Genomic DNA, 26,398 nt, shown 5'->3' with positions numbered 1-26,398 from the left:
CCCGCAATGCCGGAAGCCCGGAGTCGGTTCCTACCATCGCCTCCTCTGGCTGCGCGGTGCGATTCGGCGCAGGGTGACCGGGATCGTGCGTGCCTCAGCCTGTTCCGGAATTCGGCACTCCCTCGGAGCCGGGGAAGCGGACGAACGCGATCGGGGCCGGTGCGTCCTGCCCTGGACCGACTACGGCCGGTGTCCGGGTCGCTTCGGTGAAGAACTCCAGGCCCTGATAGAGCTCCGGCCCCACCCGGGCGCGGCGGTCCTCGATATAATCCCGGCAGATCAGGAAGCACCGGGACATGGTGCCGCCGCGCAGATTACGGACCAGCGGCACATCGATCAGGCCCTGCTCGGCCAGCACCGCGAGGAACTCGTAATAGTCGAGCATCGCGATGACCCGGGGCTCGTCGGCGAGGCAGACATCCGCCGTGATCGGTAGGTCGTTGGCAATCTGGTTGGCCATCCACGTATCGGCCGCCGCCAGATGGTCTGTCGTCTGGAAAGCGGCGATGAGTTCCACGGTGTACTGGCGGCGTTGTGCCTGCCGGTGCTGAAGCACCGTGGCGCTCCCGAAAACCACCGCTACCAGCAGAGAAGCGGCCGTCGCGTCGATAGCGTCGGTGGTCTGCAGGATGGCGAAGATCGCCAAACCGAGAGTGGTGACCGCTGCGGTCTGGATCGCCAGCCGCAACGGCAGGCCGAGGAGACGCCACCGGACGCGGATACGGCGTAGGCGGCTTTCATGCGAAGCGGTCACGGCGGTGCCTCATAACGTAGATCGAGGAGACGGCCCAGTTCCGTCAGTGGAAAGTCGTGGTCATCCACCCGGAGATCGATCTCGATGTCCGAGCCCAGGATATAGTCCGAACCGCGCCGGGCGACCAGGATTGCGGCGGACTGCCTACCGCGCCGATCCCCGCCGGCCGTTTCTCCCGCCTGTAGAACCTCCCGGAGGCGATGCGCCAGTGGCCGTTCCGGATCGCCGCCGGTCCAGGTATCCGCCATGGCTGCGATGACTTCCTGGCCGGTCAATAGGTTACCCAGAACCGCGTAGCCGTCTCCTCGGGTGCCGCCCGCGTAGGGACTGCAGTCACTGCCCGTCCAGAGGGCCGACCCGCCACGGCCGTCGACGATGCCGATCTGCCGGGCCGCACGGCCGGAGTCCCCGGACAGCAGAGAATCGAGCGTCTCATCGGCGCTACGCCCGTTGCGCAGGGCCGACAGACCCAGTGGCCGGAACGATGCGTTGGTGTAGGCCTGCGTGGCGAGGGCGCCGACGTCTGCCTGGGCGGCCGGCACCATCGATCCGGCAGCGAGGTATTTCGAGGCCACTCCCACACCCCAGGAGCCGGTCCTCGGATCACACGCGACGATGGAGAACGTCATCGGTTCAGACCAGTTGGTCGAGGAGGGCCGCCAGTTCGCGCGCCCGCAGCACCACACCGCCGTGCCCGGCGTCCAGGGTGTGCACGCCGAACGGGTTGCCGGGAGTGAGGCGGTCGGCGTCGGCGATCATCTTTGTGACCAGGGCAGGGGAGGGGACATTGTCCTGGGTGAGACGGATGTAGCTGCGGGGTACGCGGCCCCAGGTCTCGGGCTGGACGCGGGTATCGGCGAACTGGGTGCGGGCGCCGTCCTCGTGCTGCATACCGAAGTTCAGGATGGCCAATGTCTGTTCGAGGGTCGCCTCGGGCATGTTGAGCATCCGGAAATTTTCGAGCGCTTCGATATCGGCCGAACGCAAGTTGAAGCGGATGATGCCCGGAGGGACCGCGTCCAACCCGAGGAACAGAGAATGGTCCGGGTTCGCGGCCGGAATGTCCTCGGCTGCTTCGGGGGTTTGCGCCAAGGCCATGGCGCTGGGGGCTTCGGGCGTGGAAGGACAGAACGCGGAGAGGTAGACCAGCCGGTGGATCGCCTCGGGGATCTTGTTGGCGACCATACCGATCGTGACCCCGCCGAGGCTGTGCCCGATCAGGACTACCGGGCCGTGCCGCTGTACCTGCTGCACCACATCGACCACATGGGCGACATTGTCCTCCACCGTTATTCCGGCCAATGGTGAATCCGCGGCGGTGAATGCGGCGAGGTCCTGCGGCGCCTGATACGACAGCGGAAACGGTGCGTCCAAGCCGTGGCCGGGGAGGTCGACCGCCAGACTCCGGTGGCCGAGCAGGGCCAGTTCGCGAACCACAGGTGTCCAATAGAAGCTGTTGCAGGTCAGGCCGTGCACGAAAACGAAGGTCGGTGTGGCGGTGGTGGTTTCCGAACGTCGTGCGGTATCGGGCACGTATCCCCCAGGGTGAGAAGCGGTAGACAACGCTTTCTTACCCGTCCGGAACCTCGGTCAACCTTGCAAATGCTTCGGGTGCCCGCTCCGACACTGTGCGACCCCGCTCTTCTTGCTCGGTTCGAGTCTGTCGTGAGTCGGTCGAAACGTGCATGTCTGGTCGGACTGGTTCGTCAACCTAGCGTCAACCTGCCTCTGTTTGTAGTATGTATGCTACGATCAGCAATAGTTATTCGTAGATTGATAGGGGATATCCATGCCGAAGATCGGACGATTCACCAGCGACGATGCAAAGGTCGAATATCTGCGCGTGTACGACGCATGGGCACAGCGGTGGCCGGTTCCCTCGACGGTCCTCGACGTCGAAACGTCGTTCGGGACGACGCGTGTGCGCAAATCCGGAACCGGCAAGGGGGAACCGGTGTTTCTGCTTCCCGGCATCATGGGCAACGGCCTGGTGTGGCACCGGTTCATCGAGGACTTCGCCCGGGACCGGGTGGTATACACGCCGGATGTCATCGGCTGGCCGGGGCGCTGTGTGCAGACCGCACCCGTGCGGGACGGTGCCGATGTGGCGAAGTGGGTGGTCGAGACACTCGACGGACTCGGCGAGGACCGAGTTCACCTCGCCGGAAATTCTCTCGGCGCGTGGCTGTCCGCCATGGTCGGCATCCACTACTCCGATCGCTTGTCGAGTCTCACCATGTTCGAGCCCGGCGGCGCCACCTTCGCCAAGCCGAAGTGGAGTCTCTTGTTCAAATTTCTCGTCGCCGGTATGCGCCCGACTCCCGAACGTATGCGCAAGCTCAACGCCTGGCTCACGCCTCGTGTGGAGCACACCGACGAGGAATTCGCGATGGTGATGGCGAGCTTGAAGTTCCGGACGGGGATGCCGTGGGATCGGTTGCTCACCGACGCGGAACTGGCGGCCATCGCCGTCCCGGTGCTGGTGCTGTTCGGCGCCGAAACGGTGGTCAACGATCCCGAAATCGGGGCGGCCCGCGCCCGGAGGCAGATCCCGTCGGTCGATGTGGAGATCTATCCGAATATCGGGCACGACCTGCTGTGGGCGAACCAGGAGGTGGTGATCCCTTGCTTTCTGGAATTCGCCGATAAGCACGATCGAATCCGGAAGTGACGGTGTGGAGTACGTGGCCGGACGCGCCGTCCCGGCTCGATATCGCGGGGGCGCCGCTGTGGCGCTGACGGCGCTGCTGCCCGCTGCAGGTGACAGTCGCACTCGTTGATGCGGAGGGGTGACTCCATGCCGGACAAGGCGGCCTCTTCCGTTCCTTCGGCCTCGATATCGGTGTGGGTATCGACCTGTTCCTCAGGTGGCTCGCCGTCATGTTCGGTTTCGATATCGGCATCAGCTGGTACACGAGCCCAGTGTCACGCCGACGGCAGCTGTCCCTTGCCGGATAGTTGCTTCTGGGGGAGCGGGGACCGCGGTGACGCCGCATTGCCTGCCGCCTCGAGGGTTCCTGTACTTGACCTTCTCACTGTGACAAGGTCTTGACTGGCTGTCGGAGGTGGTACCCATCAATACGACACACAGGAACTCTGGACACACACGGCTGCTCGGCGCATTGGCCGCCCCGGACTCGTCGACGCGGCTGCAGGCGGCGCTGGCCGCGGGCACCGATCCCGCGCCGGAACTCGTCGACGCGCTGGTGCAGCGGTGCGCGGTCGAACCGGATTTCTTCGTACGTGACATGCTCACCTGGGCGTTGACCCGGCTTCCGGCGCAGACCACGCTTCCGAAACTCCGCGCGGAGCTCACTTCCGAGTGTGCACAGGCGCGCAGTCAGGCCCTGCATACGTTGTCGAAGATCGGTGACCGCGCCGTCTGGCCCGCGATCACGCGCTCATTGCTGCGTGACCCCGACGACGAGGTCGCGCGGAGTGCCTGGCGCGCCGCCGTCGTACTGGCGCCGGAGCAGGAGAAGGGCGCGCTGGCCGGGGAACTGGCCACACAATTGGGCCGCGGCGATCGAGAAGTCCAGCTCAGTCTCAGCCGGGCCTTCGTCGCGCTCGGTGAGCCGGCCGAACCCGTACTCGACGCCGCGGCGGTCGCGCAAAATCCGGCGGTGCGGGCACATGCGAACGCCACACAGCGCCTCCTGCGTGATCCGGACGCCGGTTTCGACCTCGCCGTCGACGCTGCCCGGCGGGTGGTGGCGCTCGGACCGGACGGCGAGGAGGCCGCATGCTGATCGGTGAGGTCGCACGACGCTCGGGGGTGAGCACCCGGATGCTCCGGCATTACGACTCCCTCGGGCTCGTGCGCCCCACCGGCCGCACCGTGGGCGGCTACCGCGAATACTCGCCCGAGGACATCCGGCGGATCTTCCATGTGGAGGGTCTGCGGTCGCTGGGATTGTCGCTGCGTGAGATCGGACGGGCCATCGACGATCCCGGTTTCACCCCGTCTGCGCTGGTCGGCGACCTGATCCGGAAGACCGGCGAACGACTGAACCGGGAGCAGGAGCTCCTCGACCGGCTGCGCACCGTCGATGCCGCCGGCCCCACCGGCTGGCAGGACGTCCTGCGTATCGTCGAACTCCTGCACGGACTCGGGTCGCCGTATGCCGCGCGACGCCAGCAGGCGATCCTGGCTCCGCCCGAGGATGTGCCGCCGCCCGCCGAACTGCTGGCTGCCGCAGTTCTCGCCGAATCCGATCCGAACGTCGCCGGTTCGCTGCGCTGGGCCCTCGCCCGAGCCGAGGGGGATGCGGTGGATGGTCTCGCATCGGGTCTGCGCTCGGGCGACGCCGATATCCGCCGGCGTGCGATCCACGCGCTCGCCGAGCTACCCGAGGCCACTCCGGTGCTGACCGAGGCGCTCACGGATCAAGACCCGGCGGTCCGCCGGTATGCGGCTCTCGCGCTCGGTGCGCGGGGAGTGACCACGGCCGTACCGCAGCTCATTCGCACAGTCGTCGAGGGCCCGAACGATGTCGAGGCGGCCGAACTTCTGGGCAGTTTGGCCGCGGACGCGGTATGGGCCGACCGGATCATGACCGCGCTGGCCGCCGAATTCGCCGCGCACCCGGCCGATCCCGCGGTCCGGACGCGGCTGACCCAGGCGCTCGCCGAGATGCCGGGAACTCTCGCACTGAATCTCCTTCGGCAATTGGCCCATGACGACGAACGGGCTGTCGCACTGCTCGCGTCGGCACTCGTGCAGGCGGTCGAGGAACGGTCAGCCGCGGATTCGTGAGTCGCGGTCGACCGCGCCCAGTTCGGTGACCGAGCATGCGACGCCGGGCAGTCGCGGCAGCCGGCCGACCGCGGTGGCGAGCAATGCGAGCGCGCGGATACCAGGATCGTTCAGCGGCCGGATCCGATAGCCCTGCATGGCGATCAGGCGGGCCAGTACATACGTCACCCGCGCGACCGGCATCGTCGTGCAGGTTCAGCACGGGCGCCAGCTGCGGCGGGGGAGTGGCGGGTGTGGTTTCACTGGTCACGACGTGCCCCAGGAGACGAACAATGACCACCGGAACCGAAAACCGCGGGACCGATCGGGTGCGCACGATTCCGAATTCGACGGCGTGCAAGATATCTGGCCCCGCGGGGAACGCCTCGCCGCAAATCCGCGAGGCCGCCACCCGCTACCGCGCCCCGAGGTGATCGAGGGCGAATCCGCGCCGCGGGCACACTCCCGACGGCATCGGGGTCTCCTCGGAAAGCGGGATGGCCGCGGACAGCTGGCAGCCCGAACTGTCCACCGTTCCCGGAGTGAAACAGCAAGCGGCGTTCTACGGCCGCGAGGTCGTCCTCAACGGCAACACCCTGGAAAACTCGCTCGACCAGTACGATTCGATGGTCAAGGAGAAAACCCTGGCCTCGCCCTCGCCCCGCGACCCGCGCTGGCGGCAGATCATCCCGTCCTCGGAATGCGCGCCGTGGAAACGCCGATGGCCCGTCGTGCCCACCTACAGTCACGGTGGGCTCGACTGCGGCACCATCGTCGCCCCGGACCGGACGCCCGCGTAATGCGAGAAGTCAGTTCGCGCCGAGGGAGTCGATAGCGGCACGGAGTTTCGTCGCCGCCTCGGCGGCGACGGGATTCAGCGCGGGTTCGGCGGTGACCTCGACCATGATGTCGGGATTCATCGCCTCGACGATGACGGTATCGGCGGCGGTGGGGTCGCGGCGGACCACCACATTGCACGGCAACAGCAGCCCGATCCGCCGGTCCACACCCACGGCTCGATGCGCCAGCGGCGGGTTGCAGGCGCCGAGGATCAGGTACTCCTCCATCTCCTCGCCGAGTTTGGCCTTCAGGGTGGCCTGCATATCGATCTCGGTCAGCACCCCGAAGCCCTGTTCGGACAGTGCGGTGCGGGTCCTTTCGACGGCCTCGTCGAAGCCGGTGTGCAGGGTCGTCGACAGTGCGATGTTCACGGTATGTCCTTTCTGTTCGTTTTCGGGCGCGGGGGCGGGCGGCAGCGCACCGATCAGGCGAGGGCGAGAAAGAGCTTCTCCAGTTCGGCCTCGGTCATCGGCTCGGAGCCGTTCTCTGCCTCCTCGGTCATACATTCGCGCAGGCCGGTAGCGATGATCTTGAACCCGGCGCGGTCCAGCGCCCGGGATACCGCGGCGAGCTGCGTGACGACATCCTTGCAGTCACGACCCTGTTCGATCATCGAGATCACCCCGGCGAGCTGCCCGTGTGCCCGGCGCAGCCGGTTGAGCACCTGGCCAATCGTCTCTTCGTTGCCGACCATCGCGTTGTCCTTTCCTGGAACTCACCACCGACAATACCCCTGGGGGTATCTTGGGGAAGGTGTCGCCGAGCACTCCGGCCGATTGAGGGCCGTCGGAAACCGCAAGTGACCGGCACTCTCGCCGATTCAGGACAAAAACTGGCCTGAATTCGCGGCACACTCGAATCGTGAGCGAAATCGAAACGAGTGCGGGTCAGCCGGAGCAGGCCGATATCACCGACTACAACGATCCGAACGCGCCGTGGAACCAGTCCTGGGACCAGGAGGGCGGCATCGCCAACTGGAACGATGACGTGATCAAGGAATTCCGGGAGAACTCGGGCAAGGTGGGCGGTGCTTACGCCGGCGGCGACCTCATCCTGCTCACTACCACGGGAGCCAAGAGCGGCAAGCGGCACACCACACCGCTGGGCCCCCTGTACCGGGGTGAAACCATGTACGTGAGCTCGTTCATCGAAGACAAGTACCCGGCCTGGTGGTACAACATCAAGGCGAATCCCCAGGTCACCATCGAACTCCGGGACAAGACCCACCAGGCGACCGGCAAGGTGCTCGAAGGCGCGGACTACGACGAGTTCGCGGGCTGGGTACTGGCCAACAACCCCTTGCTGGCCGACTTCCAGTCCAAGATCGACCGCCCCATGCCGCTGGTCGTGCTGACCCTCGCGGGCTGAGCGCTCGGCGTCAGGGAGAAACTACCTGCCGCCCACGGTTCAGCGCGAGACCTCGGAAACGGCAGCGAACTGTGGTGCCGCGGGGTGGTAGGAAGCTCCGGCGACGTCACCGGTTATCTCGACAAGAGCGAGTCCGGCCTCGCCCAACTCCGCGGTGAGTTGTTCGGGCGTGAAGAACTGGATCCAGTTGAAGTACTTTTTCGTCTGTGTCTCCTCGACGATCTCGTACTTGTCGAGAGACACTCGCTCGGTTTCATAGCGGAAGGTGTTCAGGAAACCGAAGTACGGTCGGGCAGACCAGAACCCGTCCATCAGCGAGGGGCTGTACACGGCCTTCTCCTCGACAGCGTCGAAGGCGGGTACGGCGTCGACATCGAACAGGAATGCCCCGCCGGGAGCCAGGTGCTGCCGAACTACGCGGAGCAACCGGCGGCGTGCGTCGGGGACCATCGCGCTGTAGTCGCGCATGATCATGATGATGACGTCGTAGCGTTCGGTATCGCGGTAGCTGAGGTAGTCCTGGTGCAGGTACCTCGCGTCGACGCCCGACTTCGCGGCCGCCGCTCGTGCGTACTCGACCGAGCGGGAGGAGAAATCCAGACCGGTGACTGCGCAGCCGGTGGCGGCCAGCCGGTTCGCGTAGAGGCCGGGCCCGCATCCGAAGTCCGCCAGCCGCTTTCCAGGGCCGAGTTCGAAGTAGCCGGTGATGAAGGTGACCGCCCGCTCGATGAACTCGGCGCGGTAGGAGGACAGGTCGAGGTCGGGATCGAGATGCGCGGCGAGCATCCTCTCGGAGATATGGGGGTCGGTCCACAGTTCGGGGGTGGTCACCGTGGAGAAAAGGGCGGGACGGGCGTTGAGCTCCGACAGTTCGTCGAACATGGATTTCACCAGCATTCGGTTCGTAGGGTCGATTGTCCGCAATTCGCCTATCGACCTGCGCGAATCCGGGATGGAAGCGCGGGACCGGCGGCGGGACGAGTACCAGAACGGGACAGCGCACACTCGGCGCGCTACTGCCGTGGCGCGCGGGCCGCAAGGATGGAATCAGCCTAGGAACTCATAGCCGGAATCGTAGCGGGCGGGAGCTCCGGCAGACCGAGGAGGTGTCCGGTTCGTGGCCCGGCATCACGGGGCCACTGGCATGGCGGGCCACATCTATTTACGTCGTGCACGACAGCGATGAGTTCCCGGTTCGGCCGGCGACCAACGTGATCAGATGAGCGCAACTAGGATCCGGATCGGAGTCTATGACCGGTCGGGGCCGCCCGTCCGAGACGGGAGGGGTTTGCCGGATGACAGTTTCTCCGCACGGATCCGGTGATCAGCCACAAGGGCACTGGCCGCAGGAGCAGCTTCCGCCGCCGGCGTACCCGCCGCAGCCGGCCGGACGCGGCCCCTCGTGGCTGATCCTCGTCGGTGCTGCCGGGGCGGCCGTGGTGGTGCTGGTGATCGGCGTGGTGGCCGGTGTGATACTGGGCGGCCGAAATGACGACAGTGTCCCCACCGCCATCCCGGAACCTGCCATCTACTCGATGAAGGCGGTCACCAATGCGTGCGATCTGGTCGATCCCACGCCGTTGACAAGGTGGGCGTCCACGCCGGGTCTCGATCCTGTCGATGAGCTGACTCGGTCGTCCGGGGACTTCGGAAACCTGCGGTGCAGTTTCTACTACGACAATTCGACCCGCGACGAATTTCCCATGAACACCGCCACGATGAGGGTGTGGGCCGACGTTATGGACGGTTCGGCCGCGCGAAAGTACGACCATTGCATACGCACGGCCGCCGAACTCGCCGATACCGGTTCGGAGGTGACGTCCGGGAAGTTCACCGGAATCGGTACCCGGGGCTATTGGCAATTCGAGGCCGATAACTTCGGTGGCATCGTCGACGCCGACTACGGGCTGTGCGTATTGGACGGTGGTGTCGCGGTGCGGGTCCGGATCGAACTCTCTCTGGAGAAGGATTCCCCGGCGGTGGGCCGCGACGAGCTCGATTCGGTTGCCAGGGCTCAGGCCCGCACGGTACTGGATGGACTGCGGCAAAACTAGAAAGATCAGACTGTTGAGGAACTACGCGGCCGACGGCACAGTAGGATGGCGCGGCAAGGAAGGTCGGCGGGAGAACGCCGAGGAATCGAAGGGCCGCAAGAGATGACAGACCCTCGACACGGACCCGACCAACCACTCGCAGGCAGCGCCCAACCCCCTGCGCAGCGACCATATTTCTCGAAGGGCGACGGGACACACCCCGTCACCGGGCACGGCCGGCCCGGACAGGGATACCAGCAGCCGCAGTTCATACCTGCACCGACCGGCCCAGGTAACGCAGGCCTGATCGCTGCCGGTGTCGTCGGGTTGGTGGTAGTGCTGGCCGCGGGGGTGGTGATCGGCGTCGTCATCGCCGGTGGGGGCAGTGAACCTCGGCCCGCCGCGGTCGCGGCGTCCTCCAGCACCCCGGCGAGGTCCAGTACCCCCACCACTACACCGCTCCCGGCAGCATCGCCGGGAATGTACTCGATGAACGGGGTCGCCAATGCGTGCGATCTGGTCGACCCCACTCCGTTGCACAAGTGGTCGTCCACTCCGGATCAAGCGCCCTACCATCACGAAACTCCGCCGAGCGACGACGACCCCGGCCGGCTGGCGTGTCAATTCTCCTACAGAAGCCAGTCCGGTGACGGCGTCCACTGGAATCAAGCCGCCATCGACCTCCAGGTCGAGTTCACCGCCCGCGGAGCCGCGCCGGCCTATGACGAATGGAAACAACAGGACACCGCCGGGCCCGGTGTGAATTTTGGCGAGGTCACCGGAATCGGATCCCAGGGCTACTGGCACACCTCGACCTCGGACACCAGCCACACCACCGGATTCGACTACATCGTGGGCGTGCAGGACGACAATGTCTCGCTGCGAGTGCGGGTCCCCATCCTGCGCCAACACGGCGAGCCCGTGCCGAACGCGGACGAACTCGGGATGATCGCCCGAGACCAGGCCCGGCGGACTCTGGACGGACTGAAACAGAAGTAATCGGTCCATATCTCCGCCATCACGGGACAGGGCCTTCAGGCGGATTCGGGCTCGTTTCTCTCGCGAAGGCACTGCACCGCCGCTATCTGCTGTTACTGCCGCTGGGAACTTTGCTCATCGGCACGAGATTTGCCGCATTAAAGTTACTTTCGTTCCGCCGCGTAGACCCGACGGTAGGCGCCGAGGCCCTCTTTCCGGTTGGAGGCCCTTCGTGGGCGGGTGCCGACAATGTCTGAGGAGTTGAGAGAAGCTGATCGAGTCCGGCGCATCGTGGATTGACCAGCCCTCTCGAATTGTTTTCCGCCTCACCGGCGCGGTCTGCGGAGGAGCAACCACAACGCTCGAGTCGGCGACCGTCGGTCCTCCGCGCCGGCGTAGGCCGGATGCACCGGTCTCGGTGTCGCCTGGAGGCAGCCAAACGCCTCGCTGAAACCATGGCCGCCAAAGCCGCCCCGCGAGTCAGTGCAGCGCATCGACAATTCCCGGACGGCATTCGGTACGGCCTCGACCGGACGACCCGTACCCAGGAGCAGTCCGCAGCCGAACTCGACAGGCTCAGCGCTGGGCACGGAAACCATGATTCCGGCGCAGCAGGTCCGGTCTGTCGCGTCCGGTCCGAAATATCGGCTGGAGAGGCCCGCAATCTGTATGAACAAGTCCGGAACCTGGAGCCGGATGCTGCGGGAACCGGGAACCGGGTCAACATTGTCGATAGCAGCGCGGGCCCCGCAGTGGTCAGGCGAGGGCTGGATCAGCCGCGGGTGACCATGCTGAAGAAATGGATGGCGGAGAACACAGCCATTACTTACGCGCGCGAGTGCGGTGTGCGAACCCCCAGGATCCTCTACTCCGGGACGGACCGATCGACCGGACAGCCGTTCACGATCATGCAGTACGTGCCCGGAGAAACACGGGGCTTCAATGATCCCGAGATGATGAACTGGCTGCCCGATCTCCTCGATCAGGTCCAGTTGATGTCCGCCCGCTCCCTGCCACCGGGAATGAACCTCGATATACCTCAGTGGCAGCAGCAGATGATCCAGCACGCCGACGACGCCTATCGCCACCTGCCACCAGAGCGGCACGCCAGACTGGACCAACTCGGAATCGGCCCGCTGTCGGACTATGTCGAGCCCGACCTCGGCCGCTCCGGCGAGCCCACTGTCTTCGCCCACAACGACCTGTATCCATCCAACCTCCGACTCGACGACCACAGAAAACTGTGGATCTTCGACTGGGAGACCGCCGGCCCGGGCGACCCGCTGTACAACGCGAACTTCTTCCTCCAGCGCATGGGGGCAAACATCGATGAGGCAACCCACGCCCAGGCCACCGGCATGTGGCTCGACCGGATGCCACCTTCAGCCACTTCGGTCGACAGTGGACCGGTACTCGACATGTACCGCACGATGGAAGACTGGCGCGGAATAACGATGACCACAGAGACCGCGCCGCGCTTCATATCCGAAGACCCGGACCGCCTCGAAGGCTGGGTCGACTGGTATGACACACGCTTCTCCCGCAACCCCGAGCCCTGGCCCGATATCCCGAAAGACGAACTACGCACGATACTCCGCGGGTGGGCCGAATAAGCGTGCACGAGCCGGACCGGCACCCACGAGCGCCGCGCGGGAGACCGGAAGATCGAAATCGCGTCCCGGCAATGCCGGCCCGGCAGCCACGATGTCTAGGCTCCGCTCATGACCGTGCTGCGTTCCATCTTGTTGTTCGTCCTGGCTGCTGTCGCGGAAATCGGCGGGGCGTGGCTGGTTTGGCAGGGTGTGCGCGAACACCGCGGCTGGGCCTGGATCGGGGCCGGTGTGATCGCACTCGGCCTCTACGGTTTCGTCGCCACTCTTCAACCGGACGCCCACTTCGGCCGTATCCTCGCCGCCTACGGTGGTGTGTTCGTCGCGGGATCACTGCTGTGGGGTATGGCGCTCGACGGTTTCCGCCCCGACCGGTGGGACGTCGCCGGCGCCACGATCTGCCTCATCGGAGTCGCCGTCATCATGTACGCACCCCGGCCCGCCTGAACGACGTCACTCGCGGTGTGCGGGTTTCCAGTTCCGCCAACGCGGAATCCACCAGCAGTTGCCGTTGTCCAGGGCAGACGCGACGCGTTCGGCCTCCCGCCACACCGCATCGGCCTCGCCGGGTGTGAGGCGACCACAGGCAACCTGTTCCGCGACATCCTCGCGGTCCTTCCACTGCCACGTACCGTCTCGGGCGACGATATCGAGCCCGTGATCGTCGGTATCGAAGAAGCCGTCGCCCCGGCGGTAGGGCATTTCGAAATTGATGTACCAGTGATCGAACCGGCCGTGCCGGAAGAACGCCCACACCGAATAGGCGTCGCCGGGGCGATACAGCTGCAGCACACTGCTGCCGGTCCACCGGTCGTTTCGCGACCACGGATGCGGACCGAACGGATGTGGCACAAAAGTGAAGGGAGTGCCGTCGTCGATCCAGACAGCAAGCACCTCGTCGTCCGCGACGACTTGCACCGGCATCGTCATCCACACCTGACCGTGCAGAACTTCGCGCCGCTGCACCGTGGACCCGACCACGAATCTGCACATGGTTGCCAGGTTAGCTTTCATCCGCGCCCCTGAGGCCGGCGAAAGAGTCAGCCCTCCGGTGTTCCGGCGCGCATTTTCCCGGCGCGTTCGCGTGGATCGTAATCGGGGCCGACGCCCTCGATGGTGCTAGCCGGCGGCGTGGAGCGCGGCCAGATAGCCGAAAACGATGGCCGGGCCGATGGTGGCTCCGGGGCCGGCATAGGTGTGACCCATGACGGGTGCACTGGTGTTTCCGGCGGCGTAGAGGCCGGGGATGACGGTGCCGTCGTCCCGTTGAACACGGGCGTCGATATCGGTGACCAGACCACCTTTGGTGCCGAGGTCGCCGGGGACGAGTCGCGCGGCGTAGAAGGGGCCGGTTTCCAAGGCACCCAGGTTCGGGTTCGGGCGTTGGCGTGGGTCCCCGTAGTAGCGGTCATAGGCACTGGTGCCGCGGCCGAAATCCTCGTCGGTACCGGAGCGGGCGAAGGTATTGAACCGGGCGACCGTGGCGGCGAGATGGTCCGCCGGGACCCCGATTTTGTCCGCGAGTTCGCTGACCGTATCTGCGCGGGAGAGTACGCCGGTGTCGAACCAGCGCCGCGGCAGTGGTTGCCGGGGTGGCAGGCCGGCGAAGAGGTACCGGTTGCGGTAGCGCTGGTCGAAGATGAGCCAGGCCGGGATGTTGGTGCCGGGGCCGTCGCCCTGCCCGTATTCCCCGCCGTACATGCGGTGCGTGGCCTCGACATAGGGCAGTGATTCGTTCATGAACCGCACACCACGGTCGTTCACGATGAGACTGCCGGGCAGGTTTCGTTCGGCCAGGCAGAACCAGGGCATGCGGGGGAGCGGGATCGAGGGCCCCCACCAGGCGTCGTCCATGAATGCGGTGGCCGCGCCGACGGCCTGGCCCGCGCGAATACCGTCGCCGGTGTTGGCTGCCGCGCCGACGGTCCATTCGGTGCCGATCGGTGCACGCTGGTACTGCTTGCGCATGGTGTCGTTTTTTTCGAAACCGCCGCAGGCCAGGATCACTCCGTGTCGTGCGGTCATTGCGTGGTCGGTGCCCTCGCGCCGGATCACGACACCGGTGACCCGTTCGCCGGTCGTCCGGAGTTCCATCAACGCGGTGTCCAGCAGCAGCGGAACACCGGAATCGCGCATGCCGACGCGCAGCATGGCGCTCAAGGCCTGACCGCGCGCGAGCAGATGCCGCCCGCGTAGGCGGCCCGCGGCCCAGCGTGCCCCGATCCGGGCCGCGCGGAACGGCGCCCGTGGATTGCGCAGCCCGAGATGGATCTGCCGGAAATCGGACTGGGTCAGCACGAAATTACGCGGTGCCTTGGAGTAGTCGGGTTCCATGGTGGCGAGTTCGGCACCGAGTGTGCGGGCATCGAAGGGGTCCGGTTCGACCGACCGCCCGTGCGACCGTCCGCCCGGGGCCTCGGGATAGTAGTCGCTGTATCCGGGGACCCAGCGCATTGCCAGCGGTGCGTGCCGGGCGAGGAACTCGAATGCCTCCGCACCGCGGTCGATATAGGTGTCGATCATCTCCGGTGCGACCCCGTCGCCGATGATGGCGGTGAGGTAGGCGCGGGCGGCGTCGATATCGTCGGCGGGCGCCTCGCGACGGAGTACCGGATTGCCGGGAATCCAGACGCCGCCGCCGGAGCGGGCGGTGGAACCGCCCCATCGGCTCGCTTTCTCCACCACCACCGCGGACAGGCCGTGCCGGGCCGCGGTGATCGCCGCGGTCATACCCGCCGCTCCCGACCCGACGATCACGACGTCGACCGAATCCGGAATCACGGTGTCCTGCTTCATGGGAGCCTTCTCTGCTTCGAATCGTGGGCGATGAGCGTCAGCGACGTTTCCGCCACCGGTCGTCGAGGACCGCGGCGACTGCCGCCTCGACGCAGACCGGTAGGGATGCCGAGTGATTTCTGGTGCTGCGCAACCACTGCAGGTACCCGAACTCGGCAGCTGCGAGCATGAGGTGCACCAGCAGGCCGGGACTGCTGTCGGTCGCCGGATCGGTGCCCATCCGCCGGGCTGCCAACTCCACCAGTCGCTTTCGATGGTCTGCCGGAACCAGGGCGACCCGGTCGAGCAGGTGTGGTGCGGTGGCGAACGCTGCCCGCCACTGTTCGACTTCGTCTGTGGCGAGGGCGCTGGAACGGGCGAGGATGGATTGTGCGAGTGCGATATCGGCGGGCTCGTCCTCCGGCCGGCCCTCGAGCAGGGCCGCGATTCCCGCGCCGCCTTCCCGCACCGGGTCGAGGAGGAGGTCCTCTTTGCTGCGCACATGCCGGAAGTATGTGCTTGGGGATACCCCTGCGGCCGCGGCGATCTGTTCTGTGGTCACCGCATCGAATCCGGAGCGCGCGAACAACGTGAATGCCGCGCTCTGGATTTCCGCGCGAACCTGCCGCCGCTGACGCTCCCGCAAGGACACCGCGCACCTCCTGTTGATCAGTCCACTGGTGGAACTGTCTAACGGAAGTATCTACCTATACGACAGTAACTGTCAAGAAGGCAGTTTCTTTCTGCGATGTGTGCGACGCCGGAGCCACCACGCCGCTGCGCCGATTCCCAGGCACGGGACCAGCACGAAGACGTTCGACACCTGCCCGCCGAGTTCGGCCACACCCGTCTCGATCCGGTACTGGTCGGCGATGGAGAGGATGCCGCCCGCTTCCGGATCGCGGGCCACGAACAGCAGGAGAACGCCGAGGGCGGTGGACAACAGGCCGGAGATGATCGCGTGCCAGCTGTTCGTCCAGCGGCCGACCGTGAGTTCCCGTGGTGTGAGCGCGGCGCGGAGTCCGGTCGACCATCGCTTCCACACCAGGGCGAGCACCAGCAGCGGTAGAGCCATCCCGGCCGCGTAGACCGCGAGCAGGATCGCCCCGTAGGCGGGGCTCGCGCCGACCGCGGCGATCATCAGGACGGACCCGAGAATGGGGCCGGTGCAGACGCCCGCGACCCCGTATGCCGTGCCGAGAACGTAGACGGTCCAGGCGCGGCCGGCGTCGCCGCCCGGCCGGGAAGTGCGGGACAAACCCGGAATCGGGATCCCTGCCAGCTGGATGACACCGAACAGGATCACCACGCAGGCGACGAGGGTGAGCAGCAGACTGCGGTTCTCGTTGAGAAACGCCCCGACGGTGCCGGCGAAAACGCCCAGCGGTACGAGGCTGGTGATCAGTCCGAGGTAGAAGACCCCGGTGCGCGCGACGAGCGTGGCGGGGTCGGAGAACGCATAGGCGAAGAACGCGGGCAGCAGCATGACCGAACACGGTGACAGGAGGCTGAGTATGCCGCCGAGGAAGGCACCGGCGTAGCCGATATCCATCAGCCCACTTCCTCGAGCTGTGCGTCGATGACCTGCCGGAAAGCGTCGACGGGCTGCGCGCCTTGCAGTATCTGGTCGCCCACGACGAAGGTGGGCGTTCCCGATACCCCGAGATTCCGGGAGTCGTCGGCCTCCTGGTCCACGGCTGCCGCCAGTGCGGGATCGTCCAATGCGGCGGTGAACGCTGCGGTATCGAGACCCGCGACCTTGCCTGCGATGCCGATCAGGGTTTCGCGCTGGTAATCCTTGGATCCGGAATAGGTGTGCGCGAACAGCTCTCGTGAGAATTCCCAGAACAGGTCCTGTTCCGCCGCTGCTCGTCCGGCGATCGCCGTTTCGACCGAGTAGTCGGTGAGGATGGGGGTATCGCGCCATTCGATACGAACGTGACCGGCCTCGACATACTCCGCGAGCAGCGCCGGGAGGGTGTTGACCGCGAAGGCGCTGCAGTAGGGGCACGTGAAATCGGCGTATTCGATGACGACGACCGGGGCGTCGACGGCGCCGATGGCGAACGGGTCGTTGTCGTCGCGGCGCGCCAGGTCCAGCAGGGCGCTGTTTCCTCCGGTGGCCGGCGACGCGGCCGGGGATCGATCGTTGCCGGTGCTCATACTGATCGCGGCGCCGACGGACAACAGTGCGACGGCTATCGCGCCGAGCGCGATGGCCTTCCATGGAAGTGAGCGAGTGGGAGTGTCCTGCGAGGAAATCGTCGTGCTCCTTACTGGTCGGGAGGGCGCTGCCGCCCGGCGCGCTACACCGGCATCGGGTGGTCGGGCGGTGGGCGCCTCGACTATCTCGGATAGTCGACTATGCAAGATAGTCGACTATCCGGCATAGTAAAACTGTGAGTCGGATCGAACAGTGGGTGAGTCGCCGGAAAGCGTCGCTGGGTCTCGCGGCGCAGGCCTTGGTTGCGTGGAGTCCTCGGCAGGTGGGCCTGGCCGCGACGGCGGCCGGGGTGGTCGGTGTGGTGGTCGGTCTCGTCACCGTCCTGATTCCGAACCCGGTCTTCGGGCGGGAGATACCGCCCGAGCCGTGGAACTACCCGGTGTGGATTGTCACGTCCGCTCTCACCGGGATCTTGTTCGCCACCTATGTGCGCCCGGGCGCCACAGCGACTTCCCGGTCCGGCGAACCGGCGGCAGCCGGCGACGGTTCGGACCGGCGCAGTGCCCGGCTCGGCGGATTCGCCGCGGTGCTGGCCTGGTTCGCGGTCGGCTGCCCGGTCTGCAACAAGATCGCGCTACTCGCCCTCGGCTACACCGGCGCCCTCACCTGGTTCGCGCCCGCCCAGCCGGTTCTGGCCGCGACCGCGCTCGTGCTGTCCGCGGTCGCCGTTGTGCGGCGCCTCCAGGGCCAGGTCGTATGCCCGGTGCCTGCAGTACGGTAGGGAGGTCATGGTGTCCGGGAAGAAGCGCGATCAGCAGTCCGAGCCGGTGCGGCTGGGGGCCCTCGAACAACAGGTGATGGACGTGCTGTGGGATCACGGAGCCGCCACGATCCGGCAGGTGATCACCCGGCTCGGCGGTGACCTCGCCTACACCACCATCGCCACCGTGCTGACCAACCTCGAACGCAAACAACTCGTCACCCCCGAACGGGAAGGCCGGTCCGTGCGCTACGCGCCGCGCCACACCCGGGAGAAACACGCCGCCCAGCTCATGAAACAGGCGCTGTCCACCAGCAACGACCCGATGGCGTCGATCCTGCATTTCATCGACGATATCGATCAGCGTGACCTGCAACTGCTCCGCGACTACCTCGACAAGAGCGGGCGCAGCGGATGAGCGCACTGGTAGTGCCGGCCGTTCTGGCGCTCGTACTGGCCGCGTCCTCGGTGGGCGGGCCCGGGCTCGTCCGTGCCGCCGCACCGGCGCTGACGCGGGTACCCCGGACAGCCGTACTCGTCCTCACCGGCAGTCTGCTGCTGTGGGTCCTCGCGGTCGCGTCACTGAGCCTGATGGCGGCGTGGATGGTCACCGGTCCGAGTGTGCTTCCCGCGCCGTTCGCCGAAGCGTGCCGGCAGTGCCTGGATGCCGCCAGCCCGTTCGCCCCGACCACCGTGGACACGGCGATTCCCGTCGTGATGCTTCTGCTGCTACCGGCGTTCGCGTTGGTCGCCGTGCTGGGGCTGGGGATACCGCGGTGGCTGCGCCGCCACCGCGCCACCCGGTCGGCCGCGCAGGCGCTCGCGGACCGGGCCCGCACGGCGTACCTCGGCGGATATCGCGTTCTGGTGGTCGACGATCCACGGCCGGTGGCGTTCTCACTGCCGCGCCGGTACGGCGGGATCGTCGTCTCCGACGGACTGTATGCCTCGCTGGAGTCCGACGAACTCGCGGCGGTCCTCGAGCACGAAAGCGCCCACCTGCGCCAGCACCACCATCTGATCCTGACGCTGCTCGGTGCGCTGACCTGGCCGTTGCGCTGGGTGCCGTTGGTATCGGCGATCGCCGCTGCGATCCCGCACTATCTCGAGATCGCGGCGGACAACGCGGCCCGCGACCACGCGGGCACGCCGGCATTGGCCAGCGCGCTGCTCAAACTCGGTACGCCCGGAAGCCACCTCACCGCGGCTCCGGGTACACCTCTTGCGGGTCTACTGCTCCATGCCGCGGGACCCGACCGGATCGGCCACCTGGTATCGCCCAGCCGGGCCCGTTCGGCAGTGCTGCCGGCGTCGACGCTGGGCATACAGCTGCTCGTATTCGCCGTGGTGGTGGTGGCCGTCCATGGGCCCTATCTATATGTCGTGCTGTCCGGGTGTGCCACGGGGTTTTGAGAATGGCAGGCATGACCGACACCGACCACGCCGACGGTCTGACCGTCGGTCAGGCCGCGACACGGCTGGGTGTGACGGTCCGCGCGCTGCACCACTGGGATGAGATCGGCCTGGCGCGGCCCTCGCTGCGTACGGCCGCCGGGTACCGGCTGTACACGGCGCACGACCTCGAACGCCTGCACCGCATCGTCGTCTACCGAGAACTCGGTCTCGGTTTGGACCGGATCCAGGGCATCATGGACGACCCGGACGCCGATGTGACCGAAGCGTTGCGCACCCAGCGAGCCCAGGTCGCCGACCGTATCGACCGCCTCCAGCGGCTCGGCGCCGGCCTCGACCGGATGATCGAAGCCCACGAGCGCGGCCCACTCCTCACCGCCGACCAGCAGGCCGAGGTCTTCGGGCCCCGATGGAACCCGGACTGGCCGGCCCGAGCCCGGGAACGCTACGGCGATACCGCGCAATGGCAGCAATACGCCGAACGCTCGGCGGCCCGGAATCCGGAACAATGGCAGGCCGTCGCCGACACCATCACCGCCCTCGACCGCGCGTTCGCCGACGCGATGGACGCGGGTGTCGACCCCGGCAGTCCGGAAGCGAATCAGCTCGTCGAGCGGCACCGCGAAGTGTTCAGTGCCGCGTACTTTCCCCTCAGCAGGCAGAGGCAGGTCTGCCTGGGCCGCATGTACGAAGACGATCCGGGCTTCGCCGCCCACTACGACGGGATCCGCGCCGGCCTCGCCACCTGGTTCCGCCGCATCGTCGACGCCGCCGCCCGCGCGCACGGCATCGACCCCGATTCCGCAACCTGGCAGTAGCCCGGAAACCCACAGCGCATCTGGAGATTATCGTCCGCGCCGGGGGTTTCGATGGAATGCTCACGTAGTCGAGGGGACAACCAGAGGGTCGATAGCCGATTACCGGCTGAGCAGGGAGGCGCATGGTGCAGGTTCGTAATCCGTTCGCGGTGGACGGGAGGTTCCCCGATATCGTCGTCACAGCGGTGGCGGCCTCGACCTCGCTCGCCGGAGATATCGACGCGACCTGGACCGGCCTACTGGAAGGGGCCTCCGGCATCGGGCGCCTGGAGGAGAGCTGGGTCCGGGAACACGACCTCCCGGTGCGGATCGGCGGGCCGTTGAAGGTCCGGCCGGAAACGCATCTGACCCGGGTGGAGTTGCGGCGTCTGGCCTATGTGGAACGTCTGGCCACGGTGCTCGGGCGGGAAATATGGCGGAACGCGGGTAGCCCGGAGGTAGACCGGGAGCGGCTCGCGGTGGCGATCGGCACCGGTCAGGGCGGTGGTGATGCCGTCGTGGAATCGCGTGACACTCTCGAAAGTGGCGGGTACCGGCGGGTTTCGCCACTGGCGGTCCAGATGATGATGCCCAACGGCCCGGCCGCCGTGGTCGGCCTCGAACTCCAGGCCCGCGCCGGTGTGGTGACCCCGGTGTCGGCGTGCTCGTCCGGTTCCGAAGCGATCGCGCGCGCCTGGCAGATGATCGCGATGGGTGACGCCGATATGGTGGTCGCCGGCGGTGTCGAAGGCTATATCGATCCCGTGCCGATCGCGGCGTTCACGATGATGCGGGCAATGAGTACCCGCAACGACGACCCGGAAGGGGCCTCGCGTCCCTTCGACGCCGACCGCGACGGTTTCGTCTTCGGTGAAGCGGGCGCCCTGCTGATCCTCGAAACCGAGGAACACGCCCGAGCCCGCGGCGCCACCGTCCTCGCCCGTTTGCTCGGTGCCGGAATCACCTCCGACGGTTTCCATCTCGTCGCGCCCGACCCCCAGGGCGCCGGCGCGGCGCGCGCGATCACCCGTGCGATACAGACCGCGGGCCTGACCGAACAAGACATCACCCATGTCAACGCGCACGCCACCGCGACCCCGATCGGCGATACCGCCGAAGCATCCGCGATCAACCAGGCCATCGGCACCCATCCCGCGGTGTACGCGCCGAAATCGGCGCTGGGCCATTCGATCGGAGCCGCCGGCGCACTGGAATCGGTACTGACGGTTCTCACCCTCCGCGACGAGGTCATCCCACCGACCCTGAACCTGGACCACCAGGACCCCGCGATCGACCTCGATATCGTCACCGGCGCGCCCCGCCGCGGTCGAATCGACTACGCGATCAACAATTCGTTCGGGTTCGGTGGGCACAACGTCGCCCTCGCCTTCGGCCGGAAATGAAGCCTCTACGCCTCCGAATGTCCTTCTCGCGGTGATCCGCTGGTGATCGCGCTGCCGGCGCAGAACATGGCTGCGGGCGCTAACGTGGCGGAATGACAACGGTGCATGGGGGATCAAGGCTCGAGCAGCGGTGGCTGACCGGGTGGGCGCGGACCGCGCCATCGGTGGCGCAGGTGGTGTCGGCGTCCGATATCGACCTGGTCGCCAAGACTGTCAGGGAGGCCGGGCCACGTGGTGTGATCGCCCGGGGCCTCGGGCGCAGCTACGGTGATCCGGCGCAGAACAGCGGCGGTGTGGTCGTCGATATGACGGCCTTCGATCGGATCCACCATATCGACCCCGGCAGCGGTGTCGTCGATGTCGATGCCGGCGTCAGCCTGGACGCGCTGATGCGCGCCGTATTGCCGCACGGGCTCTGGGTTCCGGTGCTGCCCGGAACCCGGCAGGTCACGGTCGGCGGGGCGATCGGTGCCGATATCCACGGGAAAAATCATCACTCGCACGGCAGTTTCGGCAATCACGTGCTGTCGATCGATATGCTCACCGCCGACGGATCATTGCGAACGCTCACACCCGAGGGCGCTGACTCCGCGTTGTTCTGGGCGACTGTCGGCGGAATGGGGTTGACCGGCATCGTGGTGCGGGCGCGCGTGCGAATGAAGCACACCGAGACTGCATACTTCATTGTCGACAACGATCGCACCAGCACGCTGGACGAGACGATGGAATTGCTCACCGGCGGCTCCGATGACGGGTACGAGTACTCGATGTCGGTCCCGGACACGATCAGTACCGATTCCCGGCTGGGTCGTGCCGGGTTCAGCCGGGGATCACTCGCCACCCTCGACCAGTTGCCGGCCAAACTGCGACGGGATCCGCTGAGATTCGATGCACCGCAACTGTTGACCGTTCCGGACGTTTTCCCGAACGGCATGGTCAACAAGTTCACGATCCGCGCAGCCGCCGAAGCCGCCTACCGGGTGTACCCGAAACGGGCGCGCGGCCGGATCCAGAATCTGACCCAGTTCTATCACCCCCTGGACATGCTCGGGGAATGGAACCGCGCCTACGGGCGCCGCGGTTTCCTGCAGTACCAGTTCTCGATGCCCTTCGGCGCCGAACAGCAGCTGGCGGACGCGGTGCGGGCGATCGCCCATTCCGGGCACCGGTCGTTTCTCAACGTGTTCAAGCGCATGGGTCCGGGGAATCCGGCGCCGCTGTCCTGGCCGCATCCGGGGTTCATGCTCAGCCTCGACTTTCCCCTCACTCCCGGGCTCGGCGATTTCTGCACCGAACTCGACCAGCAGGTACTCGAGGCAGGGGGACGCCTGTACTTCGCGAAGGATTCACGCACGACACCGGAGATGGTGCGGGCCATGTATCCACGACTCGGAGAATGGCGTCGGATCCGCGACGAGGTGGACCCGGGGCGCGTTTTCGTCTCCGATCTGGCACGCCGCCTGCAACTGATCGACGACCAGCCCTCCCCGGATCGCAGGGAGGCCAGGGGCCGTAGCTTGCGGTGACTCGGCGGGGCCGGGCCACCTCGGTCCTTCGCTGGATGCGCGGTGCGGAAGACTGAGGTGGTGGCGCAGGGGACTGTCGACGACTTCGAGCGGCAACGCGGGCGGTTGTTCGGGTTGGCGTATCGGATGCTCGGGTCCGCCGCGGACGCGGAAGATATCGTGCAGGACACCTTCCTGCGTTGGCAGCGCGTCGAGCCGGGCGCGGTCGCGAAGCCGGATGCGTGGCTCGTGAAGGTTGCGACGAATCTCTGCCTGAACCTGCTGGGGTCGGCCCGGTATCGGCGGGAGACCTATATCGGTCCCTGGCTGCCGGAACCGGTGCTGACCGGTGACGGTGTACTCGATCCGCTGGCGACCGCCGAGCAGCGCGACACCGTGTCGCTGGGGTTCCTGCTGCTCGCCGAGCGGCTCACCCCGGCCGAGCGCGCGGTATTCGTGCTTCGCGAAGCGTTCGGGTACAGCCACAGTGAGGTGGCCGCGGTGCTCGAGCTGTCGGACTCGAACTGCCGGCAATTGCATCATCGGGCGCGCAACCGGCTCGCCGGTACCGGGCAACGTCCCGGTACCGGCGATATCCGCGGACACCGGGAGTTGGTCGAGCGGTTCCTCGACGCGGCGCAGGGCGGCGACCTGGCCGCCTTGGAGCTGATGCTGGCCGAGGATGCGATATCCGTCGCGGACGGTAACGGCGCCCCGGGAGTGGCGCGGCGCCCGGTTCGCGGTGCGGCGAAGGTCGCGCGATACCTGGCGTCGGTCACCGTCCGCTCGGGTGCCGGTCTCACCGTGTCCATTCATGAGGTGAACGGTGCACCGGCCGGTATCGCCCGGTTCTCCGCGACCCTGATCGGGGTATTCGTACCGGAGATCGTGGACGGCCGGCTCACGGATATCCGGATCATCGTCAACCCGGACAAGCTCCGGTTCGCCGGCCGGCAGCTGGACGGGCTGTCACATTCCGAAGGGCTGCCCGGTTCCTAGTGGTGTATGCCGAGAAGAATCTCGCCGACCACGGAGGAGTTATGGCGGAATCGAAGACAGTACTGGTCACCGGGGGCACCGGGCGGCTGGGTCGCGCGCTGGTACCCCGGCTGCTCGATGCCGGGCACCGGGTGCGGGTGCTCACCCGGACGACCCGGGAACCGGCAGCGCAGGAGTGGGTGACCGGCGATCTGCGCACGCGCGGCGGACCGGCCGATGCGGTCGCCGGTGTCGATACGATCGTGCATTTGGCGACGACCAACGGTAAAGGCGACGTGGCCGCCACCGGCAATCTGATCGAGGCCGCGCGGGCAGCCGGCGCCCCGCACCTCGTGTATGTCTCCATCGTCGGGATCGAAAACGTCGAGTTCGGCTACTACCGGGCCAAGCTCGCATGCGAACACCTGGTCGAGGAGTCGGGCCTGCCGTGGACGATCCTGCGCACCACACAGTTCCACGACCTGGTCACGGCGATCTGCGATGCGCAGCGCGTATCGCCTGTCACGATCGTGCCGGCCGGGATGTGTGTGCAGCCGATCGACGTGACCGAGGTGGCGGACCGCCTCGTCACGATCGTCGCAGGCCCGGCCGTGAACCGGGTACCGGATCTGGGTGGGCCGCAAGTGCGTGACCTGGCCGAACTGGCCCGTACCTACCACCGGATGGTCGGGCGCCGACGCCTGGTGTGTCCGGTTCGGTTGCCGGGCAAGGTGTTCCGCGACTACCGTGCGGGCAACCATCTCACCCCGGACCGCGCGGTCGGGCGCATCACGTTCGACGAATTCCTCGGCGGGCGCCGGATCAGTGCAGGAGACCGGTGATGTGGGCCGGGATCCGCGCAGGCGTCGGGTTCCTCGCCGCCGTTCAGATCGTCGTCGGCATCTGGGCGTTGTTCTTTCCCGCCCGGTTCTTCGCATTGGCCGTGGTCGGCATGGGCATGGCCTACAACGAGCATCTGATGCGTGATTACGGCGCCATGACGCTGGCCAGCGCGGTGGTCCTCGGCGCGGCGACGGTCCACGGCGGCCGGTGGGCGGTTCGAACTGCCCTGGTCATGTATCTGACCTGGTCGGTTCCGCACTTCCTGGTGCACTGGACCATGCTCGACCACCTTGCTCCGGCAACGGGTGCGCTACTGATGGTCGCGCTCGCAGGCGCTATCGCATTACCGGCCGCGTTACTCCTGCTCAGCACCCGAAAGCAACGCACCGGATAGCCGACGGGCAGGCCTCCAAGTGTTCCTGTGTTCTCGGTCAACCAGGACCGTTCGAACGCGGGTGCCGGGTCCGAGGTGTGGGTCAACGAGTGAAGTGCCGGCCCACAACATGTTCTGCGGGCAGCTGTGTCCATATGCGCGCGCGAGGGGTGGGCGGTCAGATGCCCACCTGCGATCATGTCGAGGTGACCAGTCCCACCTCTGTGCAGCAGATCCGCGTAGCAACGTTCAATGTCCTCACGCCTCTGCTCGCCGACTGGCCTGCCCGGCGGCGAGCAATTGCCGCTCAGATCGAAGAAGCGCGCCCGGACATCATTGCTCTTCAGGAAGTGGACGCCGGCCCTGATCGCGACGAGGCATTGCATGACCTCCTCGGTCCCGGATGGCATGCCGCATGGCATTCACACACCACTCCGGACGGCATCGGATTGGTCCTGGCAAGCCGTTGGCCGTTCGGCGAGATCCGTGAACACAGGTTGGGCGTAACCGACCGGGCCGCAGCCGCCCCGTGGTCGGCGGTGGTGCTCGCCGAAGTTCTCGCACCGGCACCGCTGGGCCCGGTGTACTTCGCCCACCACAAGCCGGTCTTTCCCTTCGACTATGAACACGAGCGCGAACTCCAAGCGGTCCAGGCTGCACGCTTCATCCGAAGTGAGATTCCTTCCCCGGAGGAGCACGTCATCTTGCTGGGAGATTTCGATGCGGCCCCGGACTCCGCCGGCATCCGTTTCCTGACCGGTCGCCAGTCGTTGTCGGGCATCAGTGTCTGCTATCACGATGTCTGGGAGGCGGTTCATCCCGGCGATCCGGGACACACCTTCACGCCACAAAATCCGCTCGTGGCTGCGGGCGACATGTTCTCGGCGCCGGGGCGGCGCATCGACTACGTAATGGTCCGCGGCGCAAGTTTCGGCCCGACCCTCCAAGCCCGGTCCGCCGAACGCTTCGGTGTTGCGGGCGTGGACGGCGTTCAAGCGAGTGACCACTACGGCGTGATCGCCGAACTCGAGGTTCCGCCGCGTCTCCCCGGCACCTGGGGTTGATCCAC

General features: G+C 66.6%; 31 protein-coding genes. 19 read left to right on the top strand and 12 right to left on the bottom strand.

What is annotated here, in order from left to right:
• Positions 1 to 94: 94 nt before the first annotated feature.
• The 3 genes from ACFWPH_RS02025 to ACFWPH_RS02015 are packed head-to-tail and all read right to left on the bottom strand — an operon-like array spanning position 95 to position 2,287.
• Positions 95 to 754: a hypothetical protein gene (locus ACFWPH_RS02025; protein WP_378747583.1), complete on the bottom strand. Its 660-nt coding sequence runs from the start codon at positions 752 to 754 to the stop codon at positions 95 to 97.
• Complete coding sequence (locus tag ACFWPH_RS02020; protein WP_378747582.1) at positions 751 to 1,383, bottom strand: DUF1028 domain-containing protein; 633 nt, start codon at positions 1,381 to 1,383, stop codon at positions 751 to 753. The genes ACFWPH_RS02025 and ACFWPH_RS02020 overlap by 4 nt, the downstream gene beginning before the upstream one ends.
• Positions 1,384 to 1,387: 4 nt before the next feature.
• Entirely contained in the window at positions 1,388 to 2,287 is a 900-nt protein-coding gene (locus ACFWPH_RS02015; RefSeq protein ID WP_378747580.1) for an alpha/beta hydrolase, read from the bottom strand.
• A gap of 256 nt (positions 2,288 to 2,543) precedes the next feature.
• On the opposite strand from ACFWPH_RS02015, the gene ACFWPH_RS02010 reads away from it, so the two are divergent.
• The 3 genes from ACFWPH_RS02010 (at position 2,544) to ACFWPH_RS02000 (ending at position 5,510) form a co-directional block, all read left to right on the top strand.
• On the top strand, positions 2,544 to 3,425 hold the full coding sequence (locus tag ACFWPH_RS02010) for an alpha/beta fold hydrolase (RefSeq protein WP_378747579.1): 882 nt from the start codon (positions 2,544 to 2,546) through the stop codon (positions 3,423 to 3,425).
• 394 nt (positions 3,426 to 3,819) lie between these two features.
• Complete coding sequence (locus tag ACFWPH_RS02005) at positions 3,820 to 4,503, top strand: HEAT repeat domain-containing protein (RefSeq protein ID WP_378747578.1); 684 nt, start codon at positions 3,820 to 3,822, stop codon at positions 4,501 to 4,503.
• A complete protein-coding gene (locus ACFWPH_RS02000; protein ID WP_378747577.1) occupies positions 4,497 to 5,510 on the top strand; it encodes a MerR family transcriptional regulator in 1,014 nt (337 codons plus the stop codon). Before ACFWPH_RS02005 ends, ACFWPH_RS02000 begins: the two co-directional genes overlap by 7 nt.
• Here the strand turns inward: ACFWPH_RS02000 and ACFWPH_RS01995 are convergent.
• A complete protein-coding gene (locus ACFWPH_RS01995; protein ID WP_378747575.1) occupies positions 5,493 to 5,693 on the bottom strand; it encodes a hypothetical protein in 201 nt (66 codons plus the stop codon). The two genes, ACFWPH_RS02000 and ACFWPH_RS01995, sit on opposite strands and share 18 nt — an antisense overlap.
• Before the next feature lie 293 nt (positions 5,694 to 5,986).
• Here ACFWPH_RS01995 and ACFWPH_RS01990 point away from each other — a divergent pair, with 293 nt between their 5' ends.
• The gene (locus ACFWPH_RS01990) at positions 5,987 to 6,289 is read left to right on the top strand and encodes a hypothetical protein (protein ID WP_378747574.1); all 303 of its coding nucleotides are present in this window, start codon (positions 5,987 to 5,989) and stop codon (positions 6,287 to 6,289) included.
• Between the two features lie 9 nt (positions 6,290 to 6,298).
• On the opposite strand, the gene ACFWPH_RS01985 is transcribed toward ACFWPH_RS01990, so the two are convergent.
• Together ACFWPH_RS01985 and ACFWPH_RS01980 are read right to left on the bottom strand one after the other, a co-directional pair.
• Positions 6,299 to 6,700, bottom strand: coding sequence for a DUF302 domain-containing protein (locus ACFWPH_RS01985; protein WP_062980158.1), 402 nt, complete (start codon positions 6,698 to 6,700; stop codon positions 6,299 to 6,301).
• Between the two features lie 53 nt (positions 6,701 to 6,753).
• Positions 6,754 to 7,023 (bottom strand): metal-sensitive transcriptional regulator, encoded by a 270-nt coding sequence (locus tag ACFWPH_RS01980; RefSeq protein WP_378747573.1) that lies wholly within the window; start codon positions 7,021 to 7,023, stop codon positions 6,754 to 6,756.
• Between the two features lie 167 nt (positions 7,024 to 7,190).
• Here ACFWPH_RS01980 and ACFWPH_RS01975 point away from each other — a divergent pair, with 167 nt between their 5' ends.
• The gene (locus tag ACFWPH_RS01975; protein WP_378747571.1) at positions 7,191 to 7,697 is read left to right on the top strand and encodes a nitroreductase/quinone reductase family protein; all 507 of its coding nucleotides are present in this window, start codon (positions 7,191 to 7,193) and stop codon (positions 7,695 to 7,697) included.
• A 39-nt stretch (positions 7,698 to 7,736) separates the two neighbouring features.
• Here ACFWPH_RS01975 and ACFWPH_RS01970 read toward each other — a convergent pair whose 3' ends face one another.
• Complete coding sequence (locus tag ACFWPH_RS01970; protein WP_378747570.1) at positions 7,737 to 8,594, bottom strand: SAM-dependent methyltransferase; 858 nt, start codon at positions 8,592 to 8,594, stop codon at positions 7,737 to 7,739.
• 398 nt (positions 8,595 to 8,992) lie between these two features.
• Here ACFWPH_RS01970 and ACFWPH_RS01965 point away from each other — a divergent pair, with 398 nt between their 5' ends.
• The 4 genes from ACFWPH_RS01965 (at position 8,993) to ACFWPH_RS01950 (ending at position 12,765) form a co-directional block, all read left to right on the top strand.
• Entirely contained in the window at positions 8,993 to 9,751 is a 759-nt protein-coding gene (locus tag ACFWPH_RS01965) for a hypothetical protein (protein ID WP_378747569.1), read from the top strand.
• Positions 9,752 to 9,853: 102 nt separating this feature from the next.
• Entirely contained in the window at positions 9,854 to 10,729 is an 876-nt protein-coding gene (locus tag ACFWPH_RS01960) for a hypothetical protein (RefSeq protein WP_378747568.1), read from the top strand.
• A 383-nt stretch (positions 10,730 to 11,112) separates the two neighbouring features.
• Positions 11,113 to 12,321: an aminoglycoside phosphotransferase family protein gene (locus ACFWPH_RS01955; protein ID WP_378747566.1), complete on the top strand. Its 1,209-nt coding sequence runs from the start codon at positions 11,113 to 11,115 to the stop codon at positions 12,319 to 12,321.
• A gap of 108 nt (positions 12,322 to 12,429) precedes the next feature.
• Entirely contained in the window at positions 12,430 to 12,765 is a 336-nt protein-coding gene (locus tag ACFWPH_RS01950) for a YnfA family protein (protein WP_378747565.1), read from the top strand.
• Positions 12,766 to 12,771: 6 nt separating this feature from the next.
• Here the strand turns inward: ACFWPH_RS01950 and ACFWPH_RS01945 are convergent, their stop codons facing one another.
• The 5 genes from ACFWPH_RS01945 to ACFWPH_RS01925 all read right to left on the bottom strand — a co-directional run bounded on the left by ACFWPH_RS01945 (position 12,772) and on the right by ACFWPH_RS01925 (position 17,256).
• Positions 12,772 to 13,311: a DUF402 domain-containing protein gene (locus ACFWPH_RS01945; RefSeq protein ID WP_378747563.1), complete on the bottom strand. Its 540-nt coding sequence runs from the start codon at positions 13,309 to 13,311 to the stop codon at positions 12,772 to 12,774.
• Between the two features lie 126 nt (positions 13,312 to 13,437).
• On the bottom strand, positions 13,438 to 15,114 hold the full coding sequence (gene kstD / locus ACFWPH_RS01940) for a 3-oxosteroid 1-dehydrogenase (RefSeq protein ID WP_378747562.1): 1,677 nt from the start codon (positions 15,112 to 15,114) through the stop codon (positions 13,438 to 13,440).
• Positions 15,115 to 15,151: 37 nt separating this feature from the next.
• A complete protein-coding gene (locus ACFWPH_RS01935) occupies positions 15,152 to 15,745 on the bottom strand; it encodes a TetR/AcrR family transcriptional regulator (protein ID WP_378747561.1) in 594 nt (197 codons plus the stop codon).
• A 72-nt stretch (positions 15,746 to 15,817) separates the two neighbouring features.
• Positions 15,818 to 16,645, bottom strand: coding sequence for a cytochrome c biogenesis CcdA family protein (locus ACFWPH_RS01930; protein WP_378747559.1), 828 nt, complete (start codon positions 16,643 to 16,645; stop codon positions 15,818 to 15,820).
• Positions 16,645 to 17,256 (bottom strand): DsbA family protein, encoded by a 612-nt coding sequence (locus ACFWPH_RS01925; RefSeq protein ID WP_378747558.1) that lies wholly within the window; start codon positions 17,254 to 17,256, stop codon positions 16,645 to 16,647. Before ACFWPH_RS01925 ends, ACFWPH_RS01930 begins: the two co-directional genes overlap by 1 nt.
• A 236-nt stretch (positions 17,257 to 17,492) precedes the next feature.
• On the opposite strand from ACFWPH_RS01925, the gene ACFWPH_RS01920 reads away from it, so the two are divergent.
• The 10 genes from ACFWPH_RS01920 (at position 17,493) to ACFWPH_RS01875 (ending at position 26,393) form a co-directional block, all read left to right on the top strand.
• Positions 17,493 to 18,038 carry a hypothetical protein gene (locus tag ACFWPH_RS01920; RefSeq protein WP_378747557.1) on the top strand — a complete coding sequence of 182 codons (546 nt, stop codon included), beginning with the start codon at positions 17,493 to 17,495 and terminating at the stop codon, positions 18,036 to 18,038.
• Positions 18,039 to 18,048: 10 nt separating this feature from the next.
• The gene (locus ACFWPH_RS01915; protein WP_280415357.1) at positions 18,049 to 18,435 is read left to right on the top strand and encodes a BlaI/MecI/CopY family transcriptional regulator; all 387 of its coding nucleotides are present in this window, start codon (positions 18,049 to 18,051) and stop codon (positions 18,433 to 18,435) included.
• Positions 18,432 to 19,430, top strand: a complete 999-nt coding sequence (locus ACFWPH_RS01910) for a M56 family metallopeptidase (protein ID WP_378747556.1) — start codon at positions 18,432 to 18,434, stop codon at positions 19,428 to 19,430. Before ACFWPH_RS01915 ends, ACFWPH_RS01910 begins: the two co-directional genes overlap by 4 nt.
• Before the next feature lie 11 nt (positions 19,431 to 19,441).
• Positions 19,442 to 20,248 (top strand): MerR family transcriptional regulator, encoded by an 807-nt coding sequence (locus ACFWPH_RS01905; protein ID WP_378747554.1) that lies wholly within the window; start codon positions 19,442 to 19,444, stop codon positions 20,246 to 20,248.
• A gap of 122 nt (positions 20,249 to 20,370) precedes the next feature.
• Positions 20,371 to 21,630, top strand: a complete 1,260-nt coding sequence (locus ACFWPH_RS01900; RefSeq protein WP_378747553.1) for a KasA/KasB family beta-ketoacyl-ACP synthase — start codon at positions 20,371 to 20,373, stop codon at positions 21,628 to 21,630.
• Between the two features lie 92 nt (positions 21,631 to 21,722).
• Positions 21,723 to 23,156 carry an FAD-binding protein gene (locus ACFWPH_RS01895; RefSeq protein WP_378747551.1) on the top strand — a complete coding sequence of 478 codons (1,434 nt, stop codon included), beginning with the start codon at positions 21,723 to 21,725 and terminating at the stop codon, positions 23,154 to 23,156.
• A 42-nt stretch (positions 23,157 to 23,198) separates the two neighbouring features.
• The gene (gene sigJ, locus ACFWPH_RS01890; protein WP_378747550.1) at positions 23,199 to 24,134 is read left to right on the top strand and encodes an RNA polymerase sigma factor SigJ; all 936 of its coding nucleotides are present in this window, start codon (positions 23,199 to 23,201) and stop codon (positions 24,132 to 24,134) included.
• A gap of 41 nt (positions 24,135 to 24,175) precedes the next feature.
• A complete protein-coding gene (locus tag ACFWPH_RS01885) occupies positions 24,176 to 24,955 on the top strand; it encodes an SDR family oxidoreductase (RefSeq protein WP_378747549.1) in 780 nt (259 codons plus the stop codon).
• On the top strand, positions 24,952 to 25,350 hold the full coding sequence (locus ACFWPH_RS01880; protein ID WP_378747548.1) for a hypothetical protein: 399 nt from the start codon (positions 24,952 to 24,954) through the stop codon (positions 25,348 to 25,350). Before ACFWPH_RS01885 ends, ACFWPH_RS01880 begins: the two co-directional genes overlap by 4 nt.
• 185 nt (positions 25,351 to 25,535) lie before the next feature.
• Entirely contained in the window at positions 25,536 to 26,393 is an 858-nt protein-coding gene (locus ACFWPH_RS01875) for an endonuclease/exonuclease/phosphatase family protein (RefSeq protein ID WP_378747547.1), read from the top strand.
• Positions 26,394 to 26,398 lie beyond the last annotated feature (5 nt).

Origin of the sequence: Nocardia sp. NPDC058499, from assembly GCF_042719915.1 — a bacterium.
Lineage (GTDB): Bacteria > Actinomycetota > Actinomycetes > Mycobacteriales > Mycobacteriaceae > Nocardia.
Note: the sequence above shows the minus strand (reverse complement) of the source record. Positions and strands in the feature narration are given on the sequence as shown.